Genomic DNA, 23,341 nt, shown 5'->3' on the forward strand with positions numbered 1-23,341 from the left:
ATGGGCCCCCCTTGGAGCGACCGGACCGACACATCCGGTGCCGCTCCAAGGGGGCAGGGCCGTGCGCGCGGACCCTCAGACCCCCACCGAGGTCTTCCGGGTGGAGACGATCTGGTCGATCAGGCCGTACTCCAGGCACTCCTCGGCGGTGAGGATCTTGTCGCGCTCGATGTCCTGGGAGATGATCTCGCGCTCCTTGGTGGAGTGCTTGGTCAGCATGTCCTCCAGCTGCTCGCGCATCCGCTGGATCTCGTTCGCCGCGATCTCCAGGTCCGAGACCTGACCGCGCCCCGTCTCGCTGTAGGGCTGGTGGATCAGGATGCGGGCGTTGGGCAGCGCCATCCGCTTGCCGGGGGTGCCGGCAGCCAGCAGCACGGCGGCCGCGGAGGCGGCCTGCCCCATGCAGACCGTCTGGATGTCCGGCTTGACGAACTGCATCGTGTCGTAGATCGCGGTCAGCGCGGTGAAGGAGCCGCCCGGCGAGTTGATGTAGACCGAGATGTCGCGGTCGGGGTCCATCGACTCCAGGCACAGGAGCTGCGCCATGACGTCGTTGGCCGAGGCGTCGTCGATCTGCACACCGAGGAAGATCACGCGCTCTTCGAAGAGCTTCGCGTACGGGTCGTACTCCCGCACGCCCTGCGAGGTGCGCTCCACGAAGCGCGGCACGACGTAGCGGGACTCGGGCGCGATGCCGGTGAACTCGGCCCGGGCGTCCGTGGGAAATGAGGTCATCGGGAGGTTCTCCTGGAGATGAGCTGGTGGCTGCGGGAGGAGCGGGTGCCCTGCGGCGCTGTGGCGGGGCTCACGCGCCCGTGCCGCCACCGCCGGGAAGCTGCGCGGCGTTGCCGTACACCTCGTCGATGAGGCCGTACTCGCGCGCCTCCTCGGCGGTGAACCAGCGGTCGCGGTCCGCGTCGCGGGTCCACTGCTCGACGGTCTGACCGCTGTGCGCGGCCGACAGCTCGGCCAGCCGCTTCTTGGTGCGCAGCAGCTGCTCGGCGTGGATCTTGATGTCGGTGGCCGAGCCCGCCAGGCCCGCGGAGGGCTGGTGGATGAGGATGTCGGCGTTGGGCAGCGCGAAGCGCTTGCCGGGGGTGCCCGCGGTCAGCAGGAACTGTCCCATGGAGGCGGCCAGGCCCATGGCGATGGTGACGACATCGTTCTTGATGTACTGCATGGTGTCGTAGATCGCCATGCCCGCCTGGACGGAACCACCCGGGCTGTTGATGTACAGGAAGATGTCCTTGTCCGGGTCGGCGGCAAGGAGCAGAAGCTGGGCGGTGATCTTGTTGGCGATATCGTCGTCCACCGGCTGGCCGAGGAAAATGATGCGCTCGTCGAGCAGCCGGTTGTAGACCTGATCGCCGAGGCCACCACCGAAGTTGGGCTCGCCGGCGGCGGAAGGCATCGGAAGCGTCACGTGTCCACCTGCTCGTGTCCGGACGGCCACGCGGAGCTGGCCGCCACTGGGGTCTTCGTCTACTGGGGACCCTAACGCGCCGGTCGTCGGCCGCCATCCCGGGCAGAGCGCATTTCGCTGTGAGCGCAGGTACCCCCGGGCGGGCGCATCCGCCGTGGCCGACAGCCGAACGGGGGGCGCCCGGGCGTGCACTCGCGCGCCCCGGCGCCCCCCGTTCGCGGGTCAGGCGAGCCGGATCAGCTCTCGGCCTTGCCGGCCTCGTCCGCCGCCTCGGCGGCCGGTGCCTGCTCGGCCTCGGCGCCTTCCGCGGCCTCCTCGGCGTCCTCGTCGCTCAGGTCGACGACCTCGCCGGCGGTGTCCTTGACGGTGACGGCCTCCACCACGGTGGCCAGCGCCTTGCCGCGGGCGACCTCACCGACGAGGACCGGCACCTGGCCGCCCTCGACGACGGCCTGCGCGAACTGGTCCGGGCTCATGCCGGAGGACTGGGCGCGGCGCATCAGGTGCTCGGTCAGCTCTTCCTGGCTGACGTTGAGCTTCTCCTTGCTGACCAGCTCGTCGAGGACGAACTGGGTGCGGATGCCCTTCTCCGCCTGCTCCTTGAGCTCGGCGTCGAACTCTTCCTCGCTCTTGTCCTGCATCTTCAGGTAGGACTCGAGGTCCAGGCCGAGCTGGCCGAGCTGGTGGTTGACCAGGTTGTGCTTGCGGCTCTCGATCTCGTCCGCCAGCAGCTTCTCCGGAACCGGGACCTCGATGAGCTCCAGGAGGGCGTCGAGCACCTTCTCCTGGGCCTGGGTCGCCTGCTCCTGCTTCTTCTGGTCGGCCAGCCGCTTGCGGCTGTCCGCGCGCAGCTCCTCCAGCGTGTCGAACTCGCTGGCGAGCTGGGCGAACTCGTCGTCCAGCTCGGGCAGTTCCCGCGCGGAGACGGTCTGCACGGTGACGGCGACCTCGGCCTCGCGGCCCGCGCCGGAGCCGCCCTTCAGCTCGGAGGTGAAGGTGGCGGTGCCGCCCGCCTCCAGGCCGGTGACGGCCTCGTCGATCCCGTCCAGCAGCTCACCGGAGCCGATGGTGTAGTCGACGCCCTGCGCGACGCCGTCCTCCAGCACCTCGCCGTCGATCCGGGCCTCGAGGTCGACCTTGACGACGTCGCCCTCGGCGGCGGCCCGCTCGACCGCGGTGGTCGAGGCGAAACGCTCGCGGAGCTGCTCGACGGCCTCGTCGACGTCCGCGTCGGCGACCTCGGCCGCGTCGACCTCGACCTCGATGCCGGAGTAGTCCGGGATCTCGATCTCGGGGCGGACGTCCACCTCGGCGGTGAAGGCCAGCAGCTCGTTGTCCTTCAGCTCGGTGATGTCGACCTCGGGCTGGCCGAGCACATTGAGCTCGCCCTCCTCGACGGCGGACTGGTAGAGCTTCGGAAGCGCGTCGTTGACGGCCTCCTCCAGGACGGCACCGCGGCCGAAACGCTGGTCGATCAGGCGCGCAGGGATCTTGCCCTTGCGGAACCCGGGCACGGTGACCTGCTGGTTGATCTTGCTGTACGCCGCGTCGAGGCTGTCCTTGAGCTCCTCGAAGGGCACCTCGACAGTGAGCCGAACCCGGGTCGGGTTCAAGGTCTCCACGGCGCTCTTCACGGTCGGTCTCCTTGGGGCTGGCATTGGGGGTTCTGCTGACTTCTTGGCTGCGCCCCGTATGCATGCAGACACGACACAGGCACGCGCGTCTTTCATAGTACGTGGTCGGGGTGGCCGGATTCGAACCGACGACCTTCCGCTCCCAAAGCGGACGCGCTACCAAGCTGCGCCACACCCCGTCGGTGCGACACGTAGAGTACATGTCGTAGGATGCGGTGCGTGCCGATCCGGTCCGCCGATCCGGCTCACGCGGGCGTAGCTCAATGGTAGAGCCCTGGTCTTCCAAACCAGCTACGCGGGTTCGATTCCCGTCGCCCGCTCAGGAGTGCGAAAGGCCCGGCCCCCGAGGGGCCGGGCCTTTCGCCGTATCGCCACCCTGCCGTCTCACCGCCCTGCCGCCGCGGCGCTCTCACGTCGCCTCGGCGCCTCGGCCTCCGCGGCGTCGTACGGCTCGGGGCTCCGACGACCGCGGGAGGGCGGTCGCGCCGCGTCGCGGCCCGACCGCGGCGCGGGCACCCTCGGCCCCCACGGGCGTCGCGCGCGACCGGGGCGCCGACCGGGGAAGCCGCTGCGGCCGGCCCGCTAGAAGCTGATCTGGTTGATCGTGTCGGCGACCGAGTTCAGGAACCGGTTGATGGACGGGGCCATGCCGCTGGAGGCGAGGAAGAAGCCGAAGAGCACGGCGACGATGGCCGGTCCCGGCTTGATGGACTTGCCCCGGATCATCACGACCAGGATGACCGCCAACAGCACGACAACGGACAACGAGATGGCCACAACTGCTCACACCCTCATGGTCGGAATGCCTCACCCGGCCCCGGGGGCCGCCACTGTGGCCGTACCCCCGCGCACACAGCGCGCACCCATCGTGCCACCAACTCCCTTGCGCGAGGAGCCGACCGGAGCGCCGCCGGGCCCATCATCGGGTAAATACTGATCACCGACCAGGGGGACAGCACGGGACACTTGGGGCGTAGGTGACGCAGTCGGCGGGCTGCCGGGCGCCCGGAATTCCTGCCATCAATTCGACGTGATCACCGCACGACGGCTTGACGAATGCCGGAAATGCGTCGCGTGGCACACGGCACAGCGGGTGCACTTTGCGCAGAAGGATCGGCACGCGGTGCCGCAGTCCTCCGGCGGCCGGAATTCTCCGGGGGGATCTGCGAATTGTGTCCTCGCTCACAACGCGTACCGAGAGTGCCGTCCCCCTTGTCTCCGGCGTCACAGAGACCTCACACGCCCCGCTTAGATGGGACATCGTCCGGCAGATCGAACACTCACGTCACGTCCCGTCAGCTCTGTTCCGGAAACCGGGGAATAGCGCGCGGCACGGCGGGAAGGCGGCGCGAGGCGAGAATTTACGGCTCACATGGTGACCCGCTATGGTGCGGCAGATGTTGCACGCTGGTTATGAGCGGGCGCCGCTCCCCCCCGTCCGCCAGGAGTCCCCCTCCGAGACGCCACCCGCGTCCGCGGAGCGGGCTGCGACGTCGCAGCCCGCGCAGGCGCAGAAGAAGCCAGCAGCCAAGCAGCGGGACCCGTTCTTCGACAACGCGAAGTACCTGACGATCGTCCTCGTCGGGATCGGGCACGCCTGGGACCCGCTGCGCAGCGACAGCCGAACGGCCGAGGCGCTCTACTTCGTCCTCTACACGTTCCACATGCCGGCGTTCATCATCATCTCGGGTTACCTCTCCAGGAGCTTCGAGGGCAAGCCGAAGCAGGTCCAGCGGCTGGTCACCGGCGTGGTCGTGCCCTACCTGGCGATCCAGTTCGGCTACACGTTCTTCATGCGCTGGGCCAACGACGACCCGGACCGCGAGTTCCACTTCCAGGAGCCGGGGTTCGCGCTGTGGTTCCTGTGCGCGCTGTTCCTCTGGCGGCTGACGACTCCACTGTGGAAGAGCCTGCGCTGGCCGATGCCGGTGGCGCTGGCCATCGGAGCGGCGGCCAGCGTGACGCCGAGCATCAGCGGCGATCTGAACCTGATGCGGGTGGCGCAGTTCCTGCCGTTCTTCGTGCTCGGCCTCCAGTTGCGCCCCGAGCACTTCAAGCTGGTCAAGCGCAAGGAGGCCCGCTACCTCGCGGTGCCGGTGACGCTGGGCGCGATGGTCTTCGCCTACTGGGCGGTCCCCCGGATGTCCAAGGCCTGGTTCCTGCACGACAAGGCGGCCGAGGACATGGGCGTCCCGTCCTGGGCCGGTGCGGTGATGTACCTGGCGCTCTTCGGCTGCGGCCTGGTGATGACGGCCTGCTTCCTCTCCTGGGTGCCGCGGCGGCTGATGTGGTTCACCGCGCTGGGCGCCGGCACGCTCTACGCCTACCTGCTGCACATCTTCTTCATCCAGAGCTCGCGGCAGTTCGACTGGTACGAGATGGACTGGGTCGACCACCCGCTCAGCCGGGTCGTCATCACCCTGCTGGCCGCCGTGATGATGACGGTGCTGTGCACCCCGTGGGTGACCCGGCTGTTCAAGTTCGTGATCGAGCCGAAGATGGACTGGTTCTTCAAGCGCGACCCCGGGGCCGTGGCCCGCAAGCGGGAGTCGGGCCAGACGCCCGCCTCGCACCGCAAGAAGTAGCGTCCGTCCAAACGCCTTTGGCCCCCTCCCGCAACCGCGCGAGGGGGCCCGCTGCTGGACGAGGAGCCCGCCCCAGCGGATCGAACATACCGACAGCGGGTGAGCGGACGCCGTGCCGGTTGACCGCCTCGGCCGCGGCGGTGCTCCGAGACGCCGTCAGTCGCGGCAGATCAACAGCAGCGCCCGGTCGTCGTTGACGTCGCGCGCCACCGACTCGATCAGATGCCAGGCCGCGCCGTGGAAGCTCGTGGCGACATAGCGGTCGGCCTCCCCCGTGAGCCGGTCCATGCCCTCGGTCAGATCCCGTTCCGCGGTCTCCACCAGCCCGTCGGTGAAGAGCATCAGCACGTCCCCGCGCCGCAGCGTCCCCTTGACCGGGTCGAACTCGGCGCCGTCGTAGACGCCCAGCAGCGGCCCCTCGCCGGCCTTCTCCTCCCATTTGCCCGAACCGGCGTTGAGCTGCATCGCCGGTACGTGCCCCGCCGAGAGCAACTCGTAGTCGCCGCTGTCCAGATCCAGGACGAGATGCACGGAGGTGGCGAAGCCCTCCTCCCACGACTGGCGGAGCAGATAGCCGTTGGCCGCGGGCAGGAAGGCGTGCGGCGGAAGCGAGCCCAGCAGCCCGCCGAAGGCGCCGGAGAGCAGCAGGGCGCGGGAGGCCGCGTCCATGCCCTTGCCCGAGACGTCGGTGAGGACCAGCTCCAGGGTCCGGCGCCCCGGGCCGGTGCGCGCGGCGACGACGAAGTCCCCGGAGAAGGACTGCCCGCCCGCCGGGCGCAGGGCCATCTCGTGGTGCCAGCCGGCCGGCAGCTTGGGCAACTTGCTCTGCACCCGGATGCGTTCGCGCAGGTCGAAGAGCATGGTGCCGCCGCGCCGCCAGGGCACGCCCACCCGGCTGCGGAACTGCGCGATGAGCAGCCCGGAGAGTCCGGCCGCCGCCACCACCAGGATGGTGCCCGGCGTCACGCGCCCGCCGTCGGCCGACTCCCAGGGCGGCAGCAGCAGCGACTCGACCATGAGCGCGACCGCGGCGGCAGCGTACAGCGCCAGCAGGCTGGCGGGCCGCAGCAGCAGGCCGCCCGCGATGAGCGGGAGCACCAGCGCCTCGGGGGCGCACCACAGCGGGGTGACCACCGTGGCGCAGGCCAGGGCCGGGACGGTGAGCAGCAGACCGACCAGGGCGACCCAGTCGGAGGCGCCGCCGCGGAAGTAGTCGACGGCGGACCTGCGCAGGGTGGTGCGGGCCCGGTGCCAGGTCTTCTGCGCCTGGTGCAACCGGGCCGTGGCTGCTGAGAGTCCCACGCGGCGGTCCGCCATGCTCACGGAGCCTAGCCACCCTGTCGGCGAGCCGTCGATTCCCGGCAGCGGCCGAGAGGTGTGCGCGGGGGGCCGCGCGCCCAGGGGGCGGCGCGCCAGCGGGCAAATACGTTCGCCCGCGTTCGAACTGCCTGCTAGTGATGGCGGTATGACAACTGAGCCGCAGGTTCTCCAGCCGTCCGAGTGGGACGCCTGGTACGCGTCCCTGCAGAGTGCGTTCGCCGCGGACGAGACGTCCGAGGAACAGGAACTGAACCGTTCGCTGACCGAGTCGGAGCGCTCGATCGGGGTGTGGGACGAGGGGCGCCCGGTGGCCACGGCGGGGCTGCTGTCGTTCCGGATGGCGGTGCCCGGTGGCGCCGTCGTCCCGGCGGCCGGGGTGACGATGGTGAGTGTGGCGCCCACCCACCGTCGGCGGGGGCTGCTGCGCTCGATGATGCGGCGGCAGCTCGACGACGTGCGGGAGGCCGGCGAGGAGCCGCTGGCGGTGCTGACGGCGTCCGAGGCGGGGATCTACGGCCGGTTCGGCTACGGGCTGGCGGCGCGCGCGCTCTCGGCGCGGATCGACACCGCGCGGGTCGCGCTGGAGCTGCCCGCCGGGACGGCGGACGAGGCGGCGGGGCTGCGGCTGCGCCAGTCGGACGAGGCCGCTTCGTTGCTCGCGGAGTGCGAGTCCGTCTACGCCCGCGCGGTGCCCCGCCGGCCGGGAATGCTGGAGCGGCGCCCGGGGTGGGAGCGGGTGCCGCTGGTCGACCCGGAGCGCAAGCGCGACGGGGCCTCGCCGCTGCGCTGCGTGGTGGTGCTGCGGGAGGCGAACCGGTGGGGTACGCGCGCTACGCGGTGCGGCTGCACTGGACGCAGACCGGCGCCGCGGAGGGCGAGGTGCGGCTGCGGGAACTGGAGGCGCTCGATCCGGCCGGACACGCCGCACTGTGGCGCTTTCTGTGGGGCATCGACCTGACGGCCACCGTGGTCGCCGACGACCGTCCGCTGGACGACCCCTGGCTGCATCTGGTGAGCGATCCGCGCCGCTGTGCGACGGCGTTCCGGGACTCGCTGTATCTGCGGCCGGTGGAGGTGGGCGCCGCGCTGGCCGCGCGTGGCTACGCCGCCCCGGTGGAGGTGGTACTGGAGGTCGAGGACACCTTCTGCCCGTGGAACACGGGCCGCTGGCGGCTGTCGGGCGACGCGAAGGGGGCGGTGTGCGAGCCGACCCGGGACGCGGCCGATCTGTCGCTGTCCGTGCGGGAGGTGGGCCGTGCCTATCTGGGCGGGACCTCGCTGGCCGCGCTGGGCGCGGCCGGGCTGGTGCGCGAGCGGCGGCCGGGCTCGGGCGCGCTCGCGGCAGCCTCCGCGGCCTTCGGGAGCGAGGTCCAGCCGTGGCTGCCGCACGGGTTCTGACCGGTCACCGGCGCTGGCAGGAGGGACACCAGAACAGGTTGCGGGCCGCCAGTTCCGCGGTGGCGACCGGGCTGCCGCACACCAGGCAGGGGAGTCCGGCCCGGCGGTAGACGTAGACCTCGCCGCCGTGGTCGTCCACGCGCGGCGGGCGTCCCATGGCCTCGGGGGTGTGCTCGTCGCGCACGGTGTCGAGGCGGTTCTTGCGGACGCCGTCGGTCATCAGCGCGACGAGATCGTCCCACAGCGCTTCCCACTCGGTGCGGGTGAGGTCCCGGCCGGCGCGGTAGGGGTCGATGCCGTGCCGGAAGAGCACCTCGGCACGGTAGACGTTGCCGACCCCGGCGACGATCTTCTGGTCCATCAGCAGCGCGGCGACGGTCGTGCGGCTGCGGGAGATCCGCGCCCAGGCGGCTGCCGGGTCGGAGGCGGGGCGCAGCGGGTCGGGGCCGAGCCGGCCGCCGACCGCCTGCTTCTCCGGTTCGGTCAGCAGTTCGCAGCGGGTGGGCCCGCGCAGGTCGGCGTAGTGCGGTGGGCCCGCGGGGCGCTCACCGGGGCGGGTGGCCAGTCGCAGCCTGACCTGCCCGACGGGCGCCGGGGGCGGGCCCTCGCCGAACCGGAAGGTGCCGTAGAGGCCCAGGTGGATATGGACCCAGCCGGCCGGTCCGAAGCCCAGGAACAGGTGCTTGCCGTGCGCCTCGGTGCCGGTCGGCGCCGCGCCGTCCAGCAGCGCGGCACCGTCGGCGAACTTGCCCTGGGGGCTGGAGACGTCCAGCGGGTGTCCGGCGAACCGGTCCGCGACCTCGCGGGCGAGCCGGTGGATGGTGTGGCCCTCGGGCACGGCTCAGGGCTGGGGGTGGTGCGCGGGCACGGGCGGCAGTTCGCCGCTGCGCTCGAAGTCGGCGAGCATCGCGATGCGGCGCCGGTGCCGCTCGCCCTCGGAGAAGGGCGTGTTCAGGAAGGTCTCCACGAAGGAGACGGCCTCCTCGGTGGTGTGCATCCGGGCGCCCACGCTGACCAGGTTGGCGTCGTTGTGCTCGCGGGCCAGGGCGGCCGTCTCGGTGCTCCAGGCCAGGGCGCAGCGGGCGCCGGGGACCTTGTTGGCGGCCATCTGCTCGCCGTTGCCGGAGCCGCCGATGACGATGCCGAGCGCGTCGCCGTCCGCGGCGGTGCGCTGCGCGGCGCGCAGGCAGAAGGGCGGGTAGTCGTCCTCGGCGTCGTAGATGTGGGGTCCGCAGTCGACGGGCTCGTGGCCGGCCGTGCGGAGCCACTCGACGAGGTGGTTCTTGAGTTCGAAACCGGCGTGATCGGAGCCGAGGTAGACGCGCATGACGCAGAGTGTGCCATCTCCGCCGGGCGACCGGCCTCCCAGGGCGCGGTCCGGCGGCGCGGGGCACGGTCGGACGGCGGAGCAGGAGGTGTTTCTCAGCCGTACGGGAGGTATTCCCGATGTTCCGTAGGCAACAATCGTGATTCACCTCTTCCATAGGGGGCATTAGGAGCCGTTACATGTGAGCGCTCATTTGCACACCACCCTCATTAGGAGCCGGCTGCCCCATGAGTTCCCAGCACACCCCGCGCACGTCGGGGGAGCCGCCACAGAGCCCGCCCGCACCCGGTACCGGGGACGGTGACGGCCTCCAGGCGGGCCTCAAGAACCGCCATCTGTCCATGATCGCCATCGGCGGCGTCATCGGCGCCGGACTCTTCATCGGCTCCAAGGCCGGTATCGCGGACGCCGGTCCCGGCATCCTGCTCTCCTACGCGCTCGCCGGGCTGCTCGTCGTCCTGGTGATGCGGATGCTGGGCGAGATGGCCGCCGCCCAGCCGACCTCCGGGTCGTTCTCCACCTACGCCGACCGTGCGCTGGGCCGCTGGGCCGGGTTCACCATCGGCTGGCTGTACTGGTTCTTCTGGTCCGTCGTGCTCGCCGTGGAGGCGACCGCGGCCGCCGAGATCCTGGAGGGCTGGGCGCCCGCGGTACCGCAGTGGGGCTGGGCCCTGCTGGTGATGCTGGTGCTGACCGGCACCAATCTGATCTCCGTCGGCTCCTACGGCGAGTTCGAGTTCTGGTTCGCCGGGATCAAGGTCGTCGCGATCATCGCGTTCATCGTCGTCGGGGTGATCGCCTTCGCGGGCCTGCCGCCCGCCGACCACTTCGCGGGGACGGAGAACCTGACCGGACACGGCGGATTCCTGCCGCACGGTCCCGGAGCGATCCTCTCCGGCATGCTGCTCGTGGTCTTCTCGTTCATGGGCAGCGAGATCGTGACCCTGGCCGCCGCCGAGTCGCCGAACCCGGTCGACGCCGTGCGCAAGGCCGTCAACAGCGTGATCTGGCGGATCGGGCTGTTCTACATCGGCTCGATCTTCGTGATCGTCTCGCTGCTGCCCTGGGACTCGAAGGCGATCGCCTCCGAAGGCCCGTACGTGGCCGTGCTGAACTCGCTGGACATCCCGTACGCGGGCACCGTCATGGACGTCGTGGTGCTGACCGCCGTGCTCTCCTGCCTGAACTCGGGCCTGTACACCGCGTCGCGGATGGCCTTCTCGCTGGGTGAGCGCAAGGACGCGCCGGCCTCCTTCGGCCGCACCAACGGCCGCGGGGTGCCCACCACCGCGATCCTGGCCTCGGTGGCCTTCGGGTTCGTCGCGGTCTTCTTCAACTACATCGCCAAGGACACGGTCTTCGAGTTCCTGCTGAACTCCTCCGGCGCCGTCGCCCTCTTCGTCTGGCTGGTCATCTGCGCCTCGCAGCTGCGGATGCGGCGCCGGATCGAGCGGGAGGCCCCGGAGAAGCTGACCGTGCGGATGTGGCTGTACCCGTATCTGACCTGGGCGACCATCGGCCTGATCGTCTTCGTGATCGGCTACATGTTCACCGACGAGGACGGCCGGGTCCAGATGATCCTGTCCCTCGTCGTCGCCGCAGTGGTGCTGGCGGCCTCGCTGGTCAAGGACCGGATCGTCCGGCAGCGGGGCGAACCGCTGCCCGGCGCTCCCGGCACCGACGCGCCCTCCGGCGAGGACGGCGGCGGGCCGGACGCCACCGCGACCGCCCGGGTGCCGAAGCCCGCCGGAGAGACCGGCCCGCAGGCGAGCCGCCGCTGAGCGGCACCCGGAAGGCGGCCCGCCGCGGGCAGGCCGCAGCAGGCCGAGGGGGCCCGGCGCCGCGACGGCGCCGGGCCCCCTCGGGCACAGCGGATGCGCGGCCCGCTTCCGGGCCGGGCGCGGGCGTCAGTCCTGGCGGCCCGCCAGCTTCCAGGCCGCGGGCAGCGCGCCCATAGCCAGCGCGGCCTTGACGGCGTCGCCGACCAGGAACGGCACCAGCCCGGCGGCGAGCGCCTCACCGGCCGACATACCGGTGGACAGCGCCAGGTACGGGACGCCGAACGCGTAGATGATCACCGTGCCGACCGCCATGGTCCCGGCCGTGCGCAGCACGCCGCGGTCACCGCCCCGGCGGGCGAGGGCCCCGACGGCGAGCGAGGCCAGCACCATCCCGAACACATAGCCGAGGGAGGGCATCCCGACCCCCGCGGACGCCTGCGCGAACCACGGCACCCCGGCCATGCCCGCCACCGCGTACAGCGCCAGGGCCAGGAAGCCGCGCCCGGCGCCCAGTCCGGCGCCGATCAGCAGCGCGGCGAAGGTCTGGCCGGTGACCGGCACGGGCGAGCCCGGGATCGGCACCGCGAGCTGGGCGGCGGCGCCGGTCAGCGCGGCGCCGCCGAGGACGAGTGCGACGTCCCGGACCCGGGCGCGGGCTGAGCTGGAGGCGGGCAGCAGATCCGCGAGCACGGCTCCCGGACGCGGTGTGGCTGCGGAAGTGAGGGCACTCATCTGGCATCTCCGTCTGGTGCGAGCTGGTAGAAGCAGGCACGGGCGCGCAGAACGTCGGCCTCGTGCGCGTCGACGCTAGCCGAATCCACTCGTGCGCCGAGCGTGAGCGGGGCGTGAGCTTGCTGACAGTGCGGGGCGGCGTGAGCTTGCTGACAGTGCGGGGCGCGGAAGGGCCGGTTCGCCCCGGTTCACCGCCGAAGGGGGCTGTCCGCATTGCGGAAGGCACTGCACGATTATTGCCGTGCCGGGGCAGGCTCCCGAACACTGTGGAAACGCCAGTCTCCCCGATGGCTGCGGGACCACGCGCAGCGCCCCGTCCCCCGCTCACCCTCACACACTCCAGGAACGGCCACTGATGACGCGCACCGAGACCTCCGACGCGCCACATTCTCCCGGCGAACCCCCCACGCCGTCCGGCCCTCCGGAGGGCACCGGCCCCTCCGGGGGCGCCCTCGCGCACGGCCTCAAGCAGCGCCACCTCTCGATGATCGCCCTGGGCGGCGTCATCGGCGCGGGGCTCTTCGTCGGCTCCGGCGCGGGCATCGCCGCCGCGGGCCCCGCGATCGTCCTCGCCTACGCCGCCTCCGGCGCGCTGGTGATGCTCGTCATGCGGATGCTGGGCGAGATGTCGGCGGCCCGCCCGGCCTCCGGCTCCTTCTCGGTCCACGCGGAGCGGGCCCTGGGACCTTGGGCGGGTTTCACAGCGGGCTGGATCTACTGGACGCTGCTGTGCGTGGCCATCGCCACCGAGGCGACCGCGGCGGCGAAGATCATGACCGGCTGGCTGCCCGGGACCGAGCAGTGGATGTGGGTCGCGCTGTTCATGCTCGTCTTCTGCGCCACCAACCTGGCCCAGGTGCGGAACTTCGGCGAGTACGAGTTCTGGTTCGCCGCGGTGAAGGTCCTGGCCATCAGCGCCTTCCTGGTGCTGGGCGGGCTCGCGATAGCCGGCCTGCTGCCGGGCACCGACTCGCCGGGCGCCGGCAATCTGACCGGGGACGGGGGCTTCTTCCCGACCGGCACCGAGGGGCTGATCGTGGGGCTGCTCGCCTCGGTGTTCGCGTTCGGCGGTCTGGAGACGGTGACGATCGCGGCCGCCGAGTCGGAGAAGCCGGTCTCGGGGGTCGCCAAGGCGGTCCGTACCGCGGTCTGGCGGATCGCGCTGTTCTACGTCGGCTCGATGCTGGTGATCGTCACGCTGATCCCGTGGCAGGACGAGTCCGTGCTCTCCGGTCCGTACGCCGCGGTGCTGGACCACCTCGGGATCCCTGCCGCCGCGCAGATCATGAACGTGGTGGTGCTCATCGCGCTGCTGTCGGCGATGAACGCCAACATCTACGGCGCCTCGCGGATGTCGTACTCGCTGGTGGAGCGGGGCGAGGGCCCGGCGTTCCTGAACCGGGTGAGCGCCCAGGGAGTGCCGCGCTACGCGGTGGTCGCCTCGTCCCTCTTCGGTTTCGTGGCGGTGCTGCTGAACTTCTTCTGGGAGAAGACGGTCTTCCAGTGGCTGCTGAACATGGTCGGCGCGGCGACGCTCGTGGTCTGGGGCTTCATCGCCGTCTCGCAGTTCCGCACCCGGCGCAGGCTGGAGCGGGAGGCCCCGGAGAAACTGGTGGTGCGGATGTGGCTGTTCCCGGGGCTGACCATCGTGGCGCTCGCCGGTATCGCCGCGATTCTGCTGCTGATGCTCCGCGAGGGCGACACCCGCACCCAGTTGGCGTTCACCGCGGGTCTGACGGTGGTGCTGGCCGTGGCCGGGTACCTCCGGCAGCGCCGGCGTCCGCAGACCCCGGCGCCTGCGGACGGCCGACCCGCCCGCGGGTCCTGACAGCACCTCAGCGCACGCCGGTCCTACGACTTCCGGCCGATCCGAAAGAGCGGAGCGCCCCCCTCGCACGGGGGGCGCTCCGCTCTTTCGGGATCTGTTGCTGCTAGCTTCTTTTTGCAAGTATTATGCAATAGCGAGTGAGGGGCGAGAGCATGTCGATCACGACCTACACCTTGCCGGAGCTGCCGTACGACTACTCCGCGCTGGAGCCGGTCATCAGCGGCGAGATCATCGAGCTGCACCACGACAAGCACCACGCCGGGTACGTGAAGGGGGCCAACGACACCCTGGAGCAGCTCGCGGAGGCCCGGGACAAGGACCAGTGGGGCTCGGTCAACGGACTGGAGAAGAACCTCGCCTTCCACCTGTCCGGGCACATCCTGCACAGCATCTACTGGCAGAACATGACCGGCGACGGCGGCGGCGAACCGCTGGAGAAGGACGGCACCGGCGAACTGGCCGACGCCATCGCCGAGTCGTTCGGCGGCTTCGCCAAGTTCAAGGCCCACCTCTCCAAGGCGGCGGCCACCACCCAGGGCTCGGGCTGGGGCGTACTCGCCTACGAGCCGGTCACCGGACGGCTCATCGTCGAACAGGTCTACGACCACCAGGGCAACGTCGGGCAGGGCTCGGTGCCGCTGCTCGTCTTCGACGCCTGGGAACACGCCTTCTACCTGCAGTACCGCAACCAGAAGGTGGACTTCGTCGAGGCCATGTGGCGCGTCGTCAACTGGCAGGACGTCGCGGCCCGCTACACCGCGGCGAAGGAGCGCGCCAACAGCATGCTGCTCACCCCGTAGCCGAGGAGCACACCCCTCGCCTGCGGCAGGCCTTCCACCCTCGTGATCGTCTTCTCACCTTTCCCGGGGGCGGAGGACGGCGGGGCCCCTGTGTGGACGTGACACGCAGGGGCCCCGCGTACTTCCGGGCCCACACCCGCGCACCGGGCGCCCCGGCCGCGCGGGCGGGCCCCGCACGCCGGACGGACCGGCGAGCCGCGCACCGGGCGGGCCCGTCAGTCGAAGAGCGGGCCCACGTCGCGGGTGCGCTTGATCTCGAAGAAGCCGGGCGTCGAGGCCACCATCAGCGTGCCGTCCCACAGCCGGGCCGCGGCCTCGCCCTTGGGCGCCGGGGTGACCACCGGGCCGAAGAAGGCGATCCGCCCGCCGTCCGCACCCGGCACGGCGATGACCGGGGTGCCGACCTCCTGGCCCACCAGCCCGATGCCCTCCTCGTGCGAGGCGCGCAGCGCCGCGTCGTAGGCGTCCGAGTCGGCGGCGTCGGCCAGCGAGGCGGGCAGCCCCGCCTCGGCGAGCGCCTCCAGGATCACCTCCCGGTCCAGCTCCCGGCCGCCCGGGTGGGCGCGGTTGCCCAGCGCGGTGTACAGCGGGCCCAGCACCGCGGAGCCATGCTCCTGCTCGGCGGCCACGCACACCCGCACCGGACCCCAGGCGCGGGCCATCAGCTCCCGGTAGTTCTCCGGCAGCTCCTCCAGCCGCTTCTCGTTGAGCACCGCAAGGCTCATCACGTGCCAGCGGACCTCGATCGGCCGCAGCTTCTCGACCTCCAGCATCCAGCGGGAGGTCATCCACGCCCAGGGGCACAGCGGATCGAACCAGAAATCGGCGGGCGTCTTCTCGGGCATGGGCCTCTCCTCGGCGACGAAGGTCTGCTGCACCGCGGCCGCGGCCGCGGTGTGACGGTGATCTCGAACGCGGACAACGCACCGGGCGGGCGACGGCATTCCCGGGTGTGCCCGCCCGGCGCCGCATGCGATCCTGAACAGGCTGTCGACCATGCGGTCCGTGCCACGCGGCGGGACCGTGACCGATCGGAGAGGAAGCGCGGCGTGCCCGGAGAGAACCTGACCCGCACGGAGGCCCGGGAGCGCGCGGCGCTGCTGACCGTGAGCGGGTACGACGTGGCGCTGGACCTGCGCTCCGCCATCGAGCCGCCGCCCGCCAGCGGGCCCCGCACCTTCCGCTCGACCACCACCATCCGGTTCGCCTGCGCCGAGGAGGGCGCCACCACCTTCGTGGACCTGGTGGCCCCGCACGTCCATTCGGTCACCCTGAACGGCGAGACGCTCCGGGCCGAGGAGGTCTTCGACGGTGCCCGCGTGACGCTGTCCGGGCTGCGCGCCGCGAACGAGGTGACGATCGACGCGCAGTGCGCCTACAGCCGCACCGGCGAGGGACTGCACCACTTCCTCGACCCCGAGGACGGGCAGGTATACCTCTACACCCAGTACGAGCCGGCCGACGCGCGCCGCGTCTTCGCCACCTTCGAGCAGCCCGACCTCAAGGCGCCCTTCGACTTCACCGTCACCGCACCCGCCGGCTGGACGGTGCTCAGCAACGGCGCCCAGGAGGGCGAGCCGCGCCCGGTGGACGACGGGGCCGCGGCCCTGTGGCGGTTCGCCCGCACCGAGTCCATCTCGACGTACATCACCGCCGTCGTCGCGGGCCCCTACCACTACGTCGCCGACACCTACCGGCGCACCCTCGAGGACGGCAGCGAGCTGGAGATCCCGCTGGGTGCCCTGTGCCGCAAGGGGCTGGCACGCTACTTCGACCCGCAGGACATCTTCACCGTCACCAAGCAGGGCCTGGACTTCTTCCACGACCACTTCGACTACCCGTACCCGTTCGGCAAGTACGACCAGGCGTTCGTGCCGGAGTACAACATCGGCGCCATGGAGAACCCGGGCTGCGTGACCTTCCGCGAGGAGTTCGTCTTCCGCGGCAGGGTCACCGAGGCCTCCTACGAGGGCCGCGCCAACGTCATCCTGCACGAGATGGCGCACATGTGGTTCGGCGACCTGGTCACCATGGAGTGGTGGGACGACCTGTGGCTCAAGGAGTCCTTCGCGGACTTCATGGGCGCCTTCGCGCTGGTGGAGTCCACCCGCTTCCGGGACGGCTGGATCACCTTCGCCAACCGCCGCAAGTCCTGGGCCTACCGCGCCGACCAGCTCCCCTCCACCCACCCGGTCACCGCCGACATCCGGGACCTGGAGGACGCCAAGCTCAACTTCGACGGCATCACCTACGCCAAGGGCGCCTCCGTCCTCAAACAGCTCGTCGCCTACGTCGGCAAGGACGCCTTCCTGGAAGGCGCCCGGCGCTACTTCAAGCGCCACCAGTGGGGCAACACCCGGCTGGCGGACCTGCTGTCCGTGCTGGAGGAGACCTCCGGCCGGGACATGGCCGAGTGGTCCGAGGCGTGGCTGCAGACCGCCGGGGTCAACACCCTCACGCCGCAGTTCACCTACGACGCGGCCGGCCGGGTCACCGAACTCGCCGTGCTCCAGGAGGCCGCCTCCGCCGAGCACCCCGTGCTGCGCCCGCACCGCGTCGCGGTGGGCCTCTACCGGCGCGACCCGGCGCGGGGCGTCCTGGAGCGGTACGCGCGCGCCGAGGTCGACGTCGCGGGCCCGCGCACCCCGGTCGCCGAACTGGCCGGTGCCCAGCGGCCGGATCTGGTGCTGGTCAACGACGACGACCTGACCTACTGCAAGATCCGCTTCGACGAGGCGTCCCTGGCGACCCTGCGCGAGCACCTCGGCGAACTCACCGACCCCGCCCCCGGCCCCTCCGGCGCCGGGCACTCGCTGGCCCGCGCGCTGTGCTGGTCCGCCGTGTGGAACCTGACCCGGGACGGGCTGATGCCGGCCCGGGACTTCCTCGACCTCGTGTTGCGGTTCGCCGGGCAGGAGACCGAGATCGGTGTGCTGCAGATGCTGCACGGCCAGGCGAAGCTGGCCCTGGAGCACTACACGGCCCCCGAATGGCGTCCCGAGGCCGGGCGGCTGCTCTCGGAGTGCGCGGTCACCCGGCTGCGGCAGGCCGAGCCGGGCAGCGGACACCAGTTGGCCTGGGCTCGATTCCTCACCGCCGTCGCCTCCCGCGAGGAGGAGCTGCGGCTGTTGCAGGGGCTGCTGGCCGGCACCGCCCGGATCGACGGGCTGGCGGTGGACCAGGAGCTGCGCTGGACCATCCTGGGCGCCCTGACCGCCGCCGGCCTGGCCGACGAGGAGGCAGTCGACGCCGAACTGGCGCGGGACGACACCGCCTCCGGCAAGCGGCACCAGGTCCGCTGTCTGGCCGCCCGCCCCTCGGCCGCGGTCAAGGCGCAGGCGTGGGCCTCGGTCGTGGAGTCCGACGCGCTGTCCAACTCCCTGGTCGAAGCGACGATCTCCGGCTTCGCGCAGCCCGGCCAGGCCGAGCTGACCGCGCCGTACACCGCGCGCTACTTCGAGATGCTGGAGACGGTCTGGGCCACTCGCTCGATCGAGATCGGCATGGCCGTCGTGCGGGGCCTGTTCCCCGCCGCGCAGGGCGACCAGGCCACCCTCGACGCCGCGGACGCGTGGCTGACCGGGCATCCGGATGCCGCACCCGCGCTGCGGCGGCTGGTCGCCGAGGCCCGGGACGACCTGGCCCGGGCGCTGCGCGCCCAGCGCGCCGACGCCGTCGCCTAGTACTGCAACCGCATGTGGCGTGACGGTTGGCGGGAATGCTCGCTGGTCGGACTGTGTGATGAGCCGTTGACGGTTGAGCAGATCGAGTCGTAGTCCGATGGCACAGCGGGGTTGCATGCCCGCTTCGGGCGTCGTTTTGGCAGGTCGGAGCCACGCGATCGAGCTCTGGACTACATGACGGGCCTGCTTGCGCCGTTGGGGAAGAAGAACGGTTGGACGCTGGCCGAGCAGGTCGGCCAGCTCCGCCCGGACGGTGTGCAACGCCTGCTCAACCACTCCGAGTGGGACGAGAACGCGGTCCGGGACGATGTCCGGGATTTCGTCGTGGAGACCATCGGCGCCAAGGACGGCGTGCTCATCGGGGACGGCACCGGATTCCTGAAGAAGGGCGTCAGCAGGGGTCCAGCGGCAGTATTCCGGCACCGCCGGCCGCACCGAGAACTGCCGGATCGGCACGTTCCTCGCCTACGCATCCGGCAAGGGGCGGGTGCTGGTCAACCGGGAACTCTACGTCCCGAAGTCCTGGACGGATGACCGCGACCGCTGCCGGAAGGCCGGGATCGACGACACGGTGCCGTTCGCCACGAAGATCGAGCATCTCAAGTGGATGCTGCAACGCGCCATCGATGCCTGTGTTCCCTTCGCCTGGGTGACCGCGGACGAGGCGTACGCGCAGGTCAAGCACTTCCGCGCCTGGCTCGAAGAGCGGCGGGCCGCGTATGTGCCGGCCACCAAGGTCAACGACACCGTGATCACCGCCGACGGCCAGGACGCCCGCGTCGACGCTCTGATCGCGGCCTTGCCGAAGCAGGCGTGGAAGCGGATCCCGGCCGGAGCCCATGGCCAGCGGATCTACCACTGGGCCCGCGTCGCCGTCCGGCCGTGCTGGGAGGACGGGTACGGACACTGGGTGCCTGCCCGCCGCAGCCTGGCCGATCCTGCTGACCTCGCCTACTACGTCTGCTACGGGCCGGTCACTTCCCGGTTGAAAGACCTGGTCAGGACCGCCGGGGCGAGGTGGGCGGTGGAAGAGTGCTTCCAGACCGCGAAAGGCGAGTGCGGGCTCGACCACTACCAGGTGCGGCTCTACCGGGCCTGGTACCGGCACATCACCCTGGCCATGGCCGTCCTCGCCCACCTCACGGCCATCCGCGCGCAAGAAGCCGCAAAAGGGGCAGCGGAAATGACGAGCGGGGCCTCATACCCCTCAGCGTCCCCGAGATCCGCCGGATGATCGGGCACGTCGTCGTCACGCCCCGCTGCCACAGCAACGAGCACCGTCTGGGTCACACTTCCGGCGCCGCGGTCAGGCCCGGGCCCGACGCTGCCATTACCCACGCCGAGGCCACGACCCACACATGGGGGCACCGACGGAAGTCGCTGACGAGCGGTGAGGGAACTGCCGCAGCGGGCCGTCCCACGTTGGTGGAGATCGATTCCCACGTTCCTGGCGTACTGCGTGGTGCTTACGCCGTAGCTTCGGGGCAGTCGGCTGGGACCCGTGTGGCGGTGGAGGCTACGGATCGAGGGCGGCATGACCGCACACCTCCACCCGGCCAGGCCCGATACCTCAGCACCGGATGGCTCACCGCTGTCGCGTAAGGATGTACCGCTCACCCGAATCCGGCTCGCCGATCCAGGTGAAGACCGTCGGGTGTTCCTCCGTACCGCCGATGTCCCAGCCGGAGGACAGGCTCTCGCAGTCCGCGATGCCGAGCTCGAACGGCCGATCGACGCCGTCGTTCGCGGTCAGCTGCCATGTCCCGGTGCAGTCGGAGGTACCGGACTGCTCACCCGTGGCCTCGTACTCGTTGACGCCCTTCGCCGACACCGTGCCGTCCGCCTCGAAGCGGAGGCTTCCGCCGTCGCCGTCCGTCCAGGTGCCGACCATGTCGGCCTCAGTGAGCCGGGGCGGTTCGTAGATCTTGAGGATCCCCGAGCTGTACGCCGCGGCCCCGACCGCAAGCGTCACCGCGAGCAGCCCCAGACCGCCCAGCGCCACGCTCCCGAGCACCCGCCACCGGGCCCCGGGCTTTCCGGGGTTCCCCGCCGCCCGGGCGCACAGGGTCGCGGGGGCCAGCCCGACGATGAGGCTGAGGGCAAGGACGGGATAGACGAGCAGGTCGCCGGGGCCGCCGAAGCCGGCCAGGAGCACGCAGGAGCCGATGAGCAGCGCCAGGGCGGCGGCAACGACCGCCACGGTGGCCAGGGTGAGCCGCCAGCTGTCGCGTCGCCCCGTACGGCGGGCCACCGCACGCCCGAGGAGGACCAGGGGAAGCACCGTCATCGCCGAACCGGCCAGCCCTGCGATCATCGAAAGGACTGCCAGCAGCACGAGCGCGAATACGGTGCCGAACAGCCATCCCAGGCCGCCTTCGCCGCCGTGGGACTCGGACTGCAAGCTGTACAGGACGGCGACCAGCGCGGCGATCACGGTCTCAGCCCCGATTGCCACAGCCCCGACGGTGAACACCGCGGCGTTCCCGCCGTCCGGAGGCCGCACGGGCACGAACCCCTGCGGCGGCACATCCGGATTCCCCGGAGCCCCCGGCGGTGTCAGCCCCCGTTTCGGCGGCGTGGTCTGCGTCATGCGTCCCCCCTATGCTCAGGCACATCATGCACCTAGGCACACCGGCGTAATCAAGTGGGGGGCAAAGCGCTCGCTTCCCGCGATCGAGCAGCAACCCCGGCAGGAGGTCCGGACGAACCCCGAAAGGTGCCCCGCCACCAGCGACTTCCGTCACAGGGACGAGGCGCCTTTCGTCGGTGCTTCACATGCGGTTGCAGTACTAGCCCCGCTCCGCGGGCCGGTCCCGGCACCGGCCCGCGGCGGGACCGGCCCGGCGGGACGTCTCAGGCCACGACGGGGAGCCCGGGGTCGCGCCGGGCGGCGAGCCAGCGCGCGTAAGCGGGACTGCCCAGCGCCACCTCCTCGTAGGAGGCGCGCAGATCCTCGACGACGCCGTCCCCCTCGATGCCCGCGCACCGTCCGGCCCGCAGCGCCACCACCAGCCGCACCCCGAGCGGATCCCCCACCAGGGGGACGATGGACATGCCCGGCCGCGGCTGCGAGGTGGGCTGGCAGGGCGAGACGACCTCCCCGGCGGCGACCAGATCGCCCGCGGAGAGATAGTCGCCGTACACCACCCGCGGATCGATCCGCGCAGCGGTGAACACCCGGCGCAGCCCGTCCCAGTCGCCGTCGACCGACGGGTCGACCATCCACTTCTCCCCGGCGAGCTCCGCGACGGCCACGGCCCGCCCGGTCCGCGCCGCCGGATGGGTGGCGGGCACGGCGACGAACTGGGGCTCGCGCCGCACCAGGACCCGCAGCCGGATGCCGTCGGGGACCCGCAGCGGGGCTCCCTCGACCTCGTGCACGAAGGCGGCGTCGAGCTGGTTGTCAGCGACCATCTGCAGCAGCGTGTTGGCCGAGACGTCGGTCTGGAAGGTGATGTCGGTGTCCGGCAGCCTGCGGTGCAGGCGGCGCAGCCAGCCGGGGACGGCCCTGCTGCCGGTGCTGCCGAGCCGCAGCCGCCCCCCGGGGTCCGCGTGGCCGAGGCCGGCGGCGTCCTTGGCCTCCCGGATCAGCTCCGTCATCTGCGCGACGATCGGCCGGGCGCGGGTGAGGACGGTGCGGCCCAGCGGCGTGGGCCTGCTGCCCGTCCGCTCCCGGTTGAAGAGCGGACCGCCGACGGCCTGTTCGATCCGCCTGAGCTGGGTCGTCAGCGAAGGCTGCGTCATCCCGAGCTGGCGGGCCGCCTTGTGCACGCTGCCGGTGTCGGCGATCGCACACACTGCACGAAGATGCCTCACTTCGAGCTCCACACCGCGGAGCATATCGGCGGGTCGCGGGTCCCACCAGAGAGCGCCGGACCGGTGAACGGTGCGCGAACGTCCGTGCGGCGCGGGGGGATTCACCGGTCCTATCGGGAGTTGGCATCATTCCGGAACGCCGTCCGTTCGAACAGACTCTCCCGGAGCAGCAATCCGTCCGGAGGGACCGGCGGCGCCCCCCACGCCAACATCCCAGAGCGGCGCCGGTTTCTCCGAAACCAAGGAGAGACCCCCCATGGAATACCGCAGATCGGCTCTTTCGGCGGCGCTCGGCCTGGGCGTGACCGTCGCACTCGGCCTCGGCGCCGTGCCCGCCTCCGCGGCGGACGACGCGGCCGCCTCCCGTCCCGCGGCGTCCTCGACGGCAGCCTCCGCAACCACTCAGGGCTTCACCGGCGAGAACCAGCAGCGCAACGAGAAGTTCTTCAAGTTCATCGTCAAGGAAGCCTTCAAGAAGCAGGCCGAGAAGCCGGGCATCCAGCAGGTCACCATCAACTACAGCACCAGCGGCGCGCCCTCGTTCCGGAGCGAGATCGCCAACAGCACGGCGGTGTGGAACTCGGCCGTCTCGAACGTGAAGCTGGCCGAGGGCGGCGGCGCCAGCTTCGACTACCGCGAGGGCAACGACTCGCGCGGCAGCTACGCGTACACCGACGGCCACGGCAGCGGCTACATCTTCCTGGACTACGCCCAGAACCAGCAGTACGACTCCGACCGCGTCGTCGCGCACGAGACCGGTCACGTGCTCGGCCTGCCGGACCACTACTCCGGGCCGTGCAGCGAGCTGATGTCGGGCGGCGGCCCCGGCACGTCCTGCACCAACGACCAGCCCGACGCCTCCGAGCGCGCGCAGGTCGAGCAACTGTGGGCGAACGGCGTGGCGTCCGTCGCGTTCGAGAACGTCGGCTTCAAGTAAGCCGCACCCGCAACTGATCCACCCCCCGCACGTCGGCCCCCGGTCACCACCGGGGGCCGATGCGTGTGCGGCGGCAG

The 23,341-nt window shown here is 71.3% G+C and carries 17 protein-coding genes, 2 tRNA genes and 2 pseudogenes; 9 read left to right on the plus strand and 12 right to left on the minus strand.

Going from position 1 to position 23,341, the window contains the following annotated elements; translation table 11 throughout:
• Window positions 1-75: 75 nt before the first annotated feature.
• From ACFYMO_RS09120 to ACFYMO_RS09135, 4 genes are all read right to left on the minus strand, one after another.
• Window positions 76-735, minus strand: a complete 660-nt coding sequence (locus tag ACFYMO_RS09120; protein ID WP_019358127.1) for an ATP-dependent Clp protease proteolytic subunit — start codon at window positions 733-735, stop codon at window positions 76-78.
• Window positions 736-805: 70 nt separating this feature from the next.
• Window positions 806-1,411 (minus strand): ATP-dependent Clp protease proteolytic subunit, encoded by a 606-nt coding sequence (locus ACFYMO_RS09125; RefSeq protein ID WP_209238803.1) that lies wholly within the window; start codon window positions 1,409-1,411, stop codon window positions 806-808.
• Window positions 1,412-1,659: 248 nt separating this feature from the next.
• Window positions 1,660-3,057: a trigger factor gene (gene tig / locus ACFYMO_RS09130; RefSeq protein WP_366769885.1), complete on the minus strand. Its 1,398-nt coding sequence runs from the start codon at window positions 3,055-3,057 to the stop codon at window positions 1,660-1,662.
• A gap of 102 nt (window positions 3,058-3,159) precedes the next feature.
• Window positions 3,160-3,236: transfer RNA gene (locus ACFYMO_RS09135), tRNA-Pro, on the minus strand.
• Window positions 3,237-3,306: 70 nt separating this feature from the next.
• On the opposite strand from ACFYMO_RS09135, the gene ACFYMO_RS09140 reads away from it, so the two are divergent.
• Window positions 3,307-3,377: transfer RNA gene (locus ACFYMO_RS09140), tRNA-Gly, on the plus strand.
• Window positions 3,378-3,639: 262 nt separating this feature from the next.
• Here the strand turns inward: ACFYMO_RS09140 and ACFYMO_RS09145 are convergent.
• Window positions 3,640-3,834 (minus strand): hypothetical protein, encoded by a 195-nt coding sequence (locus tag ACFYMO_RS09145; protein WP_019358124.1) that lies wholly within the window; start codon window positions 3,832-3,834, stop codon window positions 3,640-3,642.
• 608 nt (window positions 3,835-4,442) lie between these two features.
• Here ACFYMO_RS09145 and ACFYMO_RS09150 point away from each other — a divergent pair.
• The gene (locus ACFYMO_RS09150; protein ID WP_366769884.1) at window positions 4,443-5,642 is read left to right on the plus strand and encodes an acyltransferase family protein; all 1,200 of its coding nucleotides are present in this window, start codon (window positions 4,443-4,445) and stop codon (window positions 5,640-5,642) included.
• A gap of 156 nt (window positions 5,643-5,798) precedes the next feature.
• Here the strand turns inward: ACFYMO_RS09150 and ACFYMO_RS09155 are convergent, their stop codons facing one another.
• On the minus strand, window positions 5,799-6,959 hold the full coding sequence (locus tag ACFYMO_RS09155) for a PP2C family protein-serine/threonine phosphatase (protein ID WP_366769883.1): 1,161 nt from the start codon (window positions 6,957-6,959) through the stop codon (window positions 5,799-5,801).
• Between the two features lie 148 nt (window positions 6,960-7,107).
• Here ACFYMO_RS09155 and ACFYMO_RS09160 point away from each other — a divergent pair.
• Window positions 7,108-8,360: pseudogene (locus ACFYMO_RS09160) on the plus strand (GNAT family N-acetyltransferase).
• A gap of 4 nt (window positions 8,361-8,364) precedes the next feature.
• Here ACFYMO_RS09160 and ACFYMO_RS09165 read toward each other — a convergent pair.
• Complete coding sequence (locus ACFYMO_RS09165) at window positions 8,365-9,198, minus strand: Fpg/Nei family DNA glycosylase (RefSeq protein WP_388545320.1); 834 nt, start codon at window positions 9,196-9,198, stop codon at window positions 8,365-8,367.
• A gap of 3 nt (window positions 9,199-9,201) precedes the next feature.
• Window positions 9,202-9,687 (minus strand): ribose-5-phosphate isomerase, encoded by a 486-nt coding sequence (locus ACFYMO_RS09170; protein WP_019358119.1) that lies wholly within the window; start codon window positions 9,685-9,687, stop codon window positions 9,202-9,204.
• A gap of 227 nt (window positions 9,688-9,914) precedes the next feature.
• Between ACFYMO_RS09170 and ACFYMO_RS09175 the strand changes: the two genes are divergently transcribed.
• Entirely contained in the window at window positions 9,915-11,468 is a 1,554-nt protein-coding gene (locus ACFYMO_RS09175; RefSeq protein ID WP_366769879.1) for an amino acid permease, read from the plus strand.
• Between the two features lie 126 nt (window positions 11,469-11,594).
• Here the strand turns inward: ACFYMO_RS09175 and ACFYMO_RS09180 are convergent, their stop codons facing one another.
• A complete protein-coding gene (locus tag ACFYMO_RS09180; RefSeq protein WP_366769878.1) occupies window positions 11,595-12,200 on the minus strand; it encodes a biotin transporter BioY in 606 nt (201 codons plus the stop codon).
• Between the two features lie 355 nt (window positions 12,201-12,555).
• Between ACFYMO_RS09180 and ACFYMO_RS09185 the strand changes: the two genes are divergently transcribed.
• Together ACFYMO_RS09185 and ACFYMO_RS09190 are read left to right on the plus strand one after the other, a co-directional pair.
• Entirely contained in the window at window positions 12,556-14,028 is a 1,473-nt protein-coding gene (locus tag ACFYMO_RS09185; RefSeq protein WP_366769877.1) for an amino acid permease, read from the plus strand.
• 158 nt (window positions 14,029-14,186) lie between these two features.
• On the plus strand, window positions 14,187-14,828 hold the full coding sequence (locus ACFYMO_RS09190) for a superoxide dismutase (RefSeq protein WP_366769910.1): 642 nt from the start codon (window positions 14,187-14,189) through the stop codon (window positions 14,826-14,828).
• A gap of 215 nt (window positions 14,829-15,043) precedes the next feature.
• On the opposite strand, the gene ACFYMO_RS09195 is transcribed toward ACFYMO_RS09190, so the two are convergent.
• Complete coding sequence (locus ACFYMO_RS09195; RefSeq protein ID WP_366769876.1) at window positions 15,044-15,673, minus strand: DsbA family protein; 630 nt, start codon at window positions 15,671-15,673, stop codon at window positions 15,044-15,046.
• Between the two features lie 204 nt (window positions 15,674-15,877).
• On the opposite strand from ACFYMO_RS09195, the gene pepN reads away from it, so the two are divergent.
• Together pepN and ACFYMO_RS09205 are read left to right on the plus strand one after the other, a co-directional pair.
• Window positions 15,878-18,511, plus strand: coding sequence for an aminopeptidase N (pepN, locus tag ACFYMO_RS09200; protein WP_366769875.1), 2,634 nt, complete (start codon window positions 15,878-15,880; stop codon window positions 18,509-18,511).
• A 111-nt stretch (window positions 18,512-18,622) separates the two neighbouring features.
• A pseudogene (locus tag ACFYMO_RS09205) lies at window positions 18,623-19,745 on the plus strand (IS701 family transposase).
• Window positions 19,746-20,096: 351 nt separating this feature from the next.
• Here ACFYMO_RS09205 and ACFYMO_RS09210 read toward each other — a convergent pair.
• Together ACFYMO_RS09210 and ACFYMO_RS09215 are read right to left on the minus strand one after the other, a co-directional pair.
• On the minus strand, window positions 20,097-20,966 hold the full coding sequence (locus ACFYMO_RS09210) for a hypothetical protein (protein WP_366769874.1): 870 nt from the start codon (window positions 20,964-20,966) through the stop codon (window positions 20,097-20,099).
• A gap of 398 nt (window positions 20,967-21,364) precedes the next feature.
• Entirely contained in the window at window positions 21,365-22,351 is a 987-nt protein-coding gene (locus tag ACFYMO_RS09215; protein ID WP_366769873.1) for a LysR family transcriptional regulator, read from the minus strand.
• A 232-nt stretch (window positions 22,352-22,583) separates the two neighbouring features.
• Between ACFYMO_RS09215 and snpA the strand changes: the two genes are divergently transcribed.
• Window positions 22,584-23,264, plus strand: a complete 681-nt coding sequence (gene snpA / locus ACFYMO_RS09220) for a snapalysin (protein ID WP_366769872.1) — start codon at window positions 22,584-22,586, stop codon at window positions 23,262-23,264.
• Window positions 23,265-23,341 lie beyond the last annotated feature (77 nt).

The organism is Streptomyces sp. NPDC007025, assembly GCF_042869455.1.
Classification (GTDB): domain Bacteria; phylum Actinomycetota; class Actinomycetes; order Streptomycetales; family Streptomycetaceae; genus Streptomyces.

What these genes read in the sequence shown, in the direction of transcription:
- ACFYMO_RS09170 (WP_019358119.1), bottom strand. Translation starts at nt 9,687, where the DNA reads ATGCGCGTCTACCTCGGCTCCGATCACGCCGGTTTCGAACTCAAGAAC.
- ACFYMO_RS09175 (WP_366769879.1), top strand. Translation starts at nt 9,915, where the DNA reads ATGAGTTCCCAGCACACCCCGCGCACGTCGGGGGAGCCGCCACAGAGC.
- ACFYMO_RS09215 (WP_366769873.1), bottom strand. Translation starts at nt 22,351, where the DNA reads ATGCTCCGCGGTGTGGAGCTCGAAGTGAGGCATCTTCGTGCAGTGTGT.
- ACFYMO_RS09155 (WP_366769883.1), bottom strand. Translation starts at nt 6,959, where the DNA reads ATGGCGGACCGCCGCGTGGGACTCTCAGCAGCCACGGCCCGGTTGCAC.
- ACFYMO_RS09125 (WP_209238803.1), bottom strand. Translation starts at nt 1,411, where the DNA reads ATGCCTTCCGCCGCCGGCGAGCCCAACTTCGGTGGTGGCCTCGGCGAT.
- ACFYMO_RS09120 (WP_019358127.1), bottom strand. Translation starts at nt 735, where the DNA reads ATGACCTCATTTCCCACGGACGCCCGGGCCGAGTTCACCGGCATCGCG.
- ACFYMO_RS09195 (WP_366769876.1), bottom strand. Translation starts at nt 15,673, where the DNA reads ATGCCCGAGAAGACGCCCGCCGATTTCTGGTTCGATCCGCTGTGCCCC.
- ACFYMO_RS09180 (WP_366769878.1), bottom strand. Translation starts at nt 12,200, where the DNA reads ATGAGTGCCCTCACTTCCGCAGCCACACCGCGTCCGGGAGCCGTGCTC.
- ACFYMO_RS09185 (WP_366769877.1), top strand. Translation starts at nt 12,556, where the DNA reads ATGACGCGCACCGAGACCTCCGACGCGCCACATTCTCCCGGCGAACCC.
- ACFYMO_RS09150 (WP_366769884.1), top strand. Translation starts at nt 4,443, where the DNA reads ATGGTGCGGCAGATGTTGCACGCTGGTTATGAGCGGGCGCCGCTCCCC.
- snpA (WP_366769872.1), top strand. Translation starts at nt 22,584, where the DNA reads ATGGAATACCGCAGATCGGCTCTTTCGGCGGCGCTCGGCCTGGGCGTG.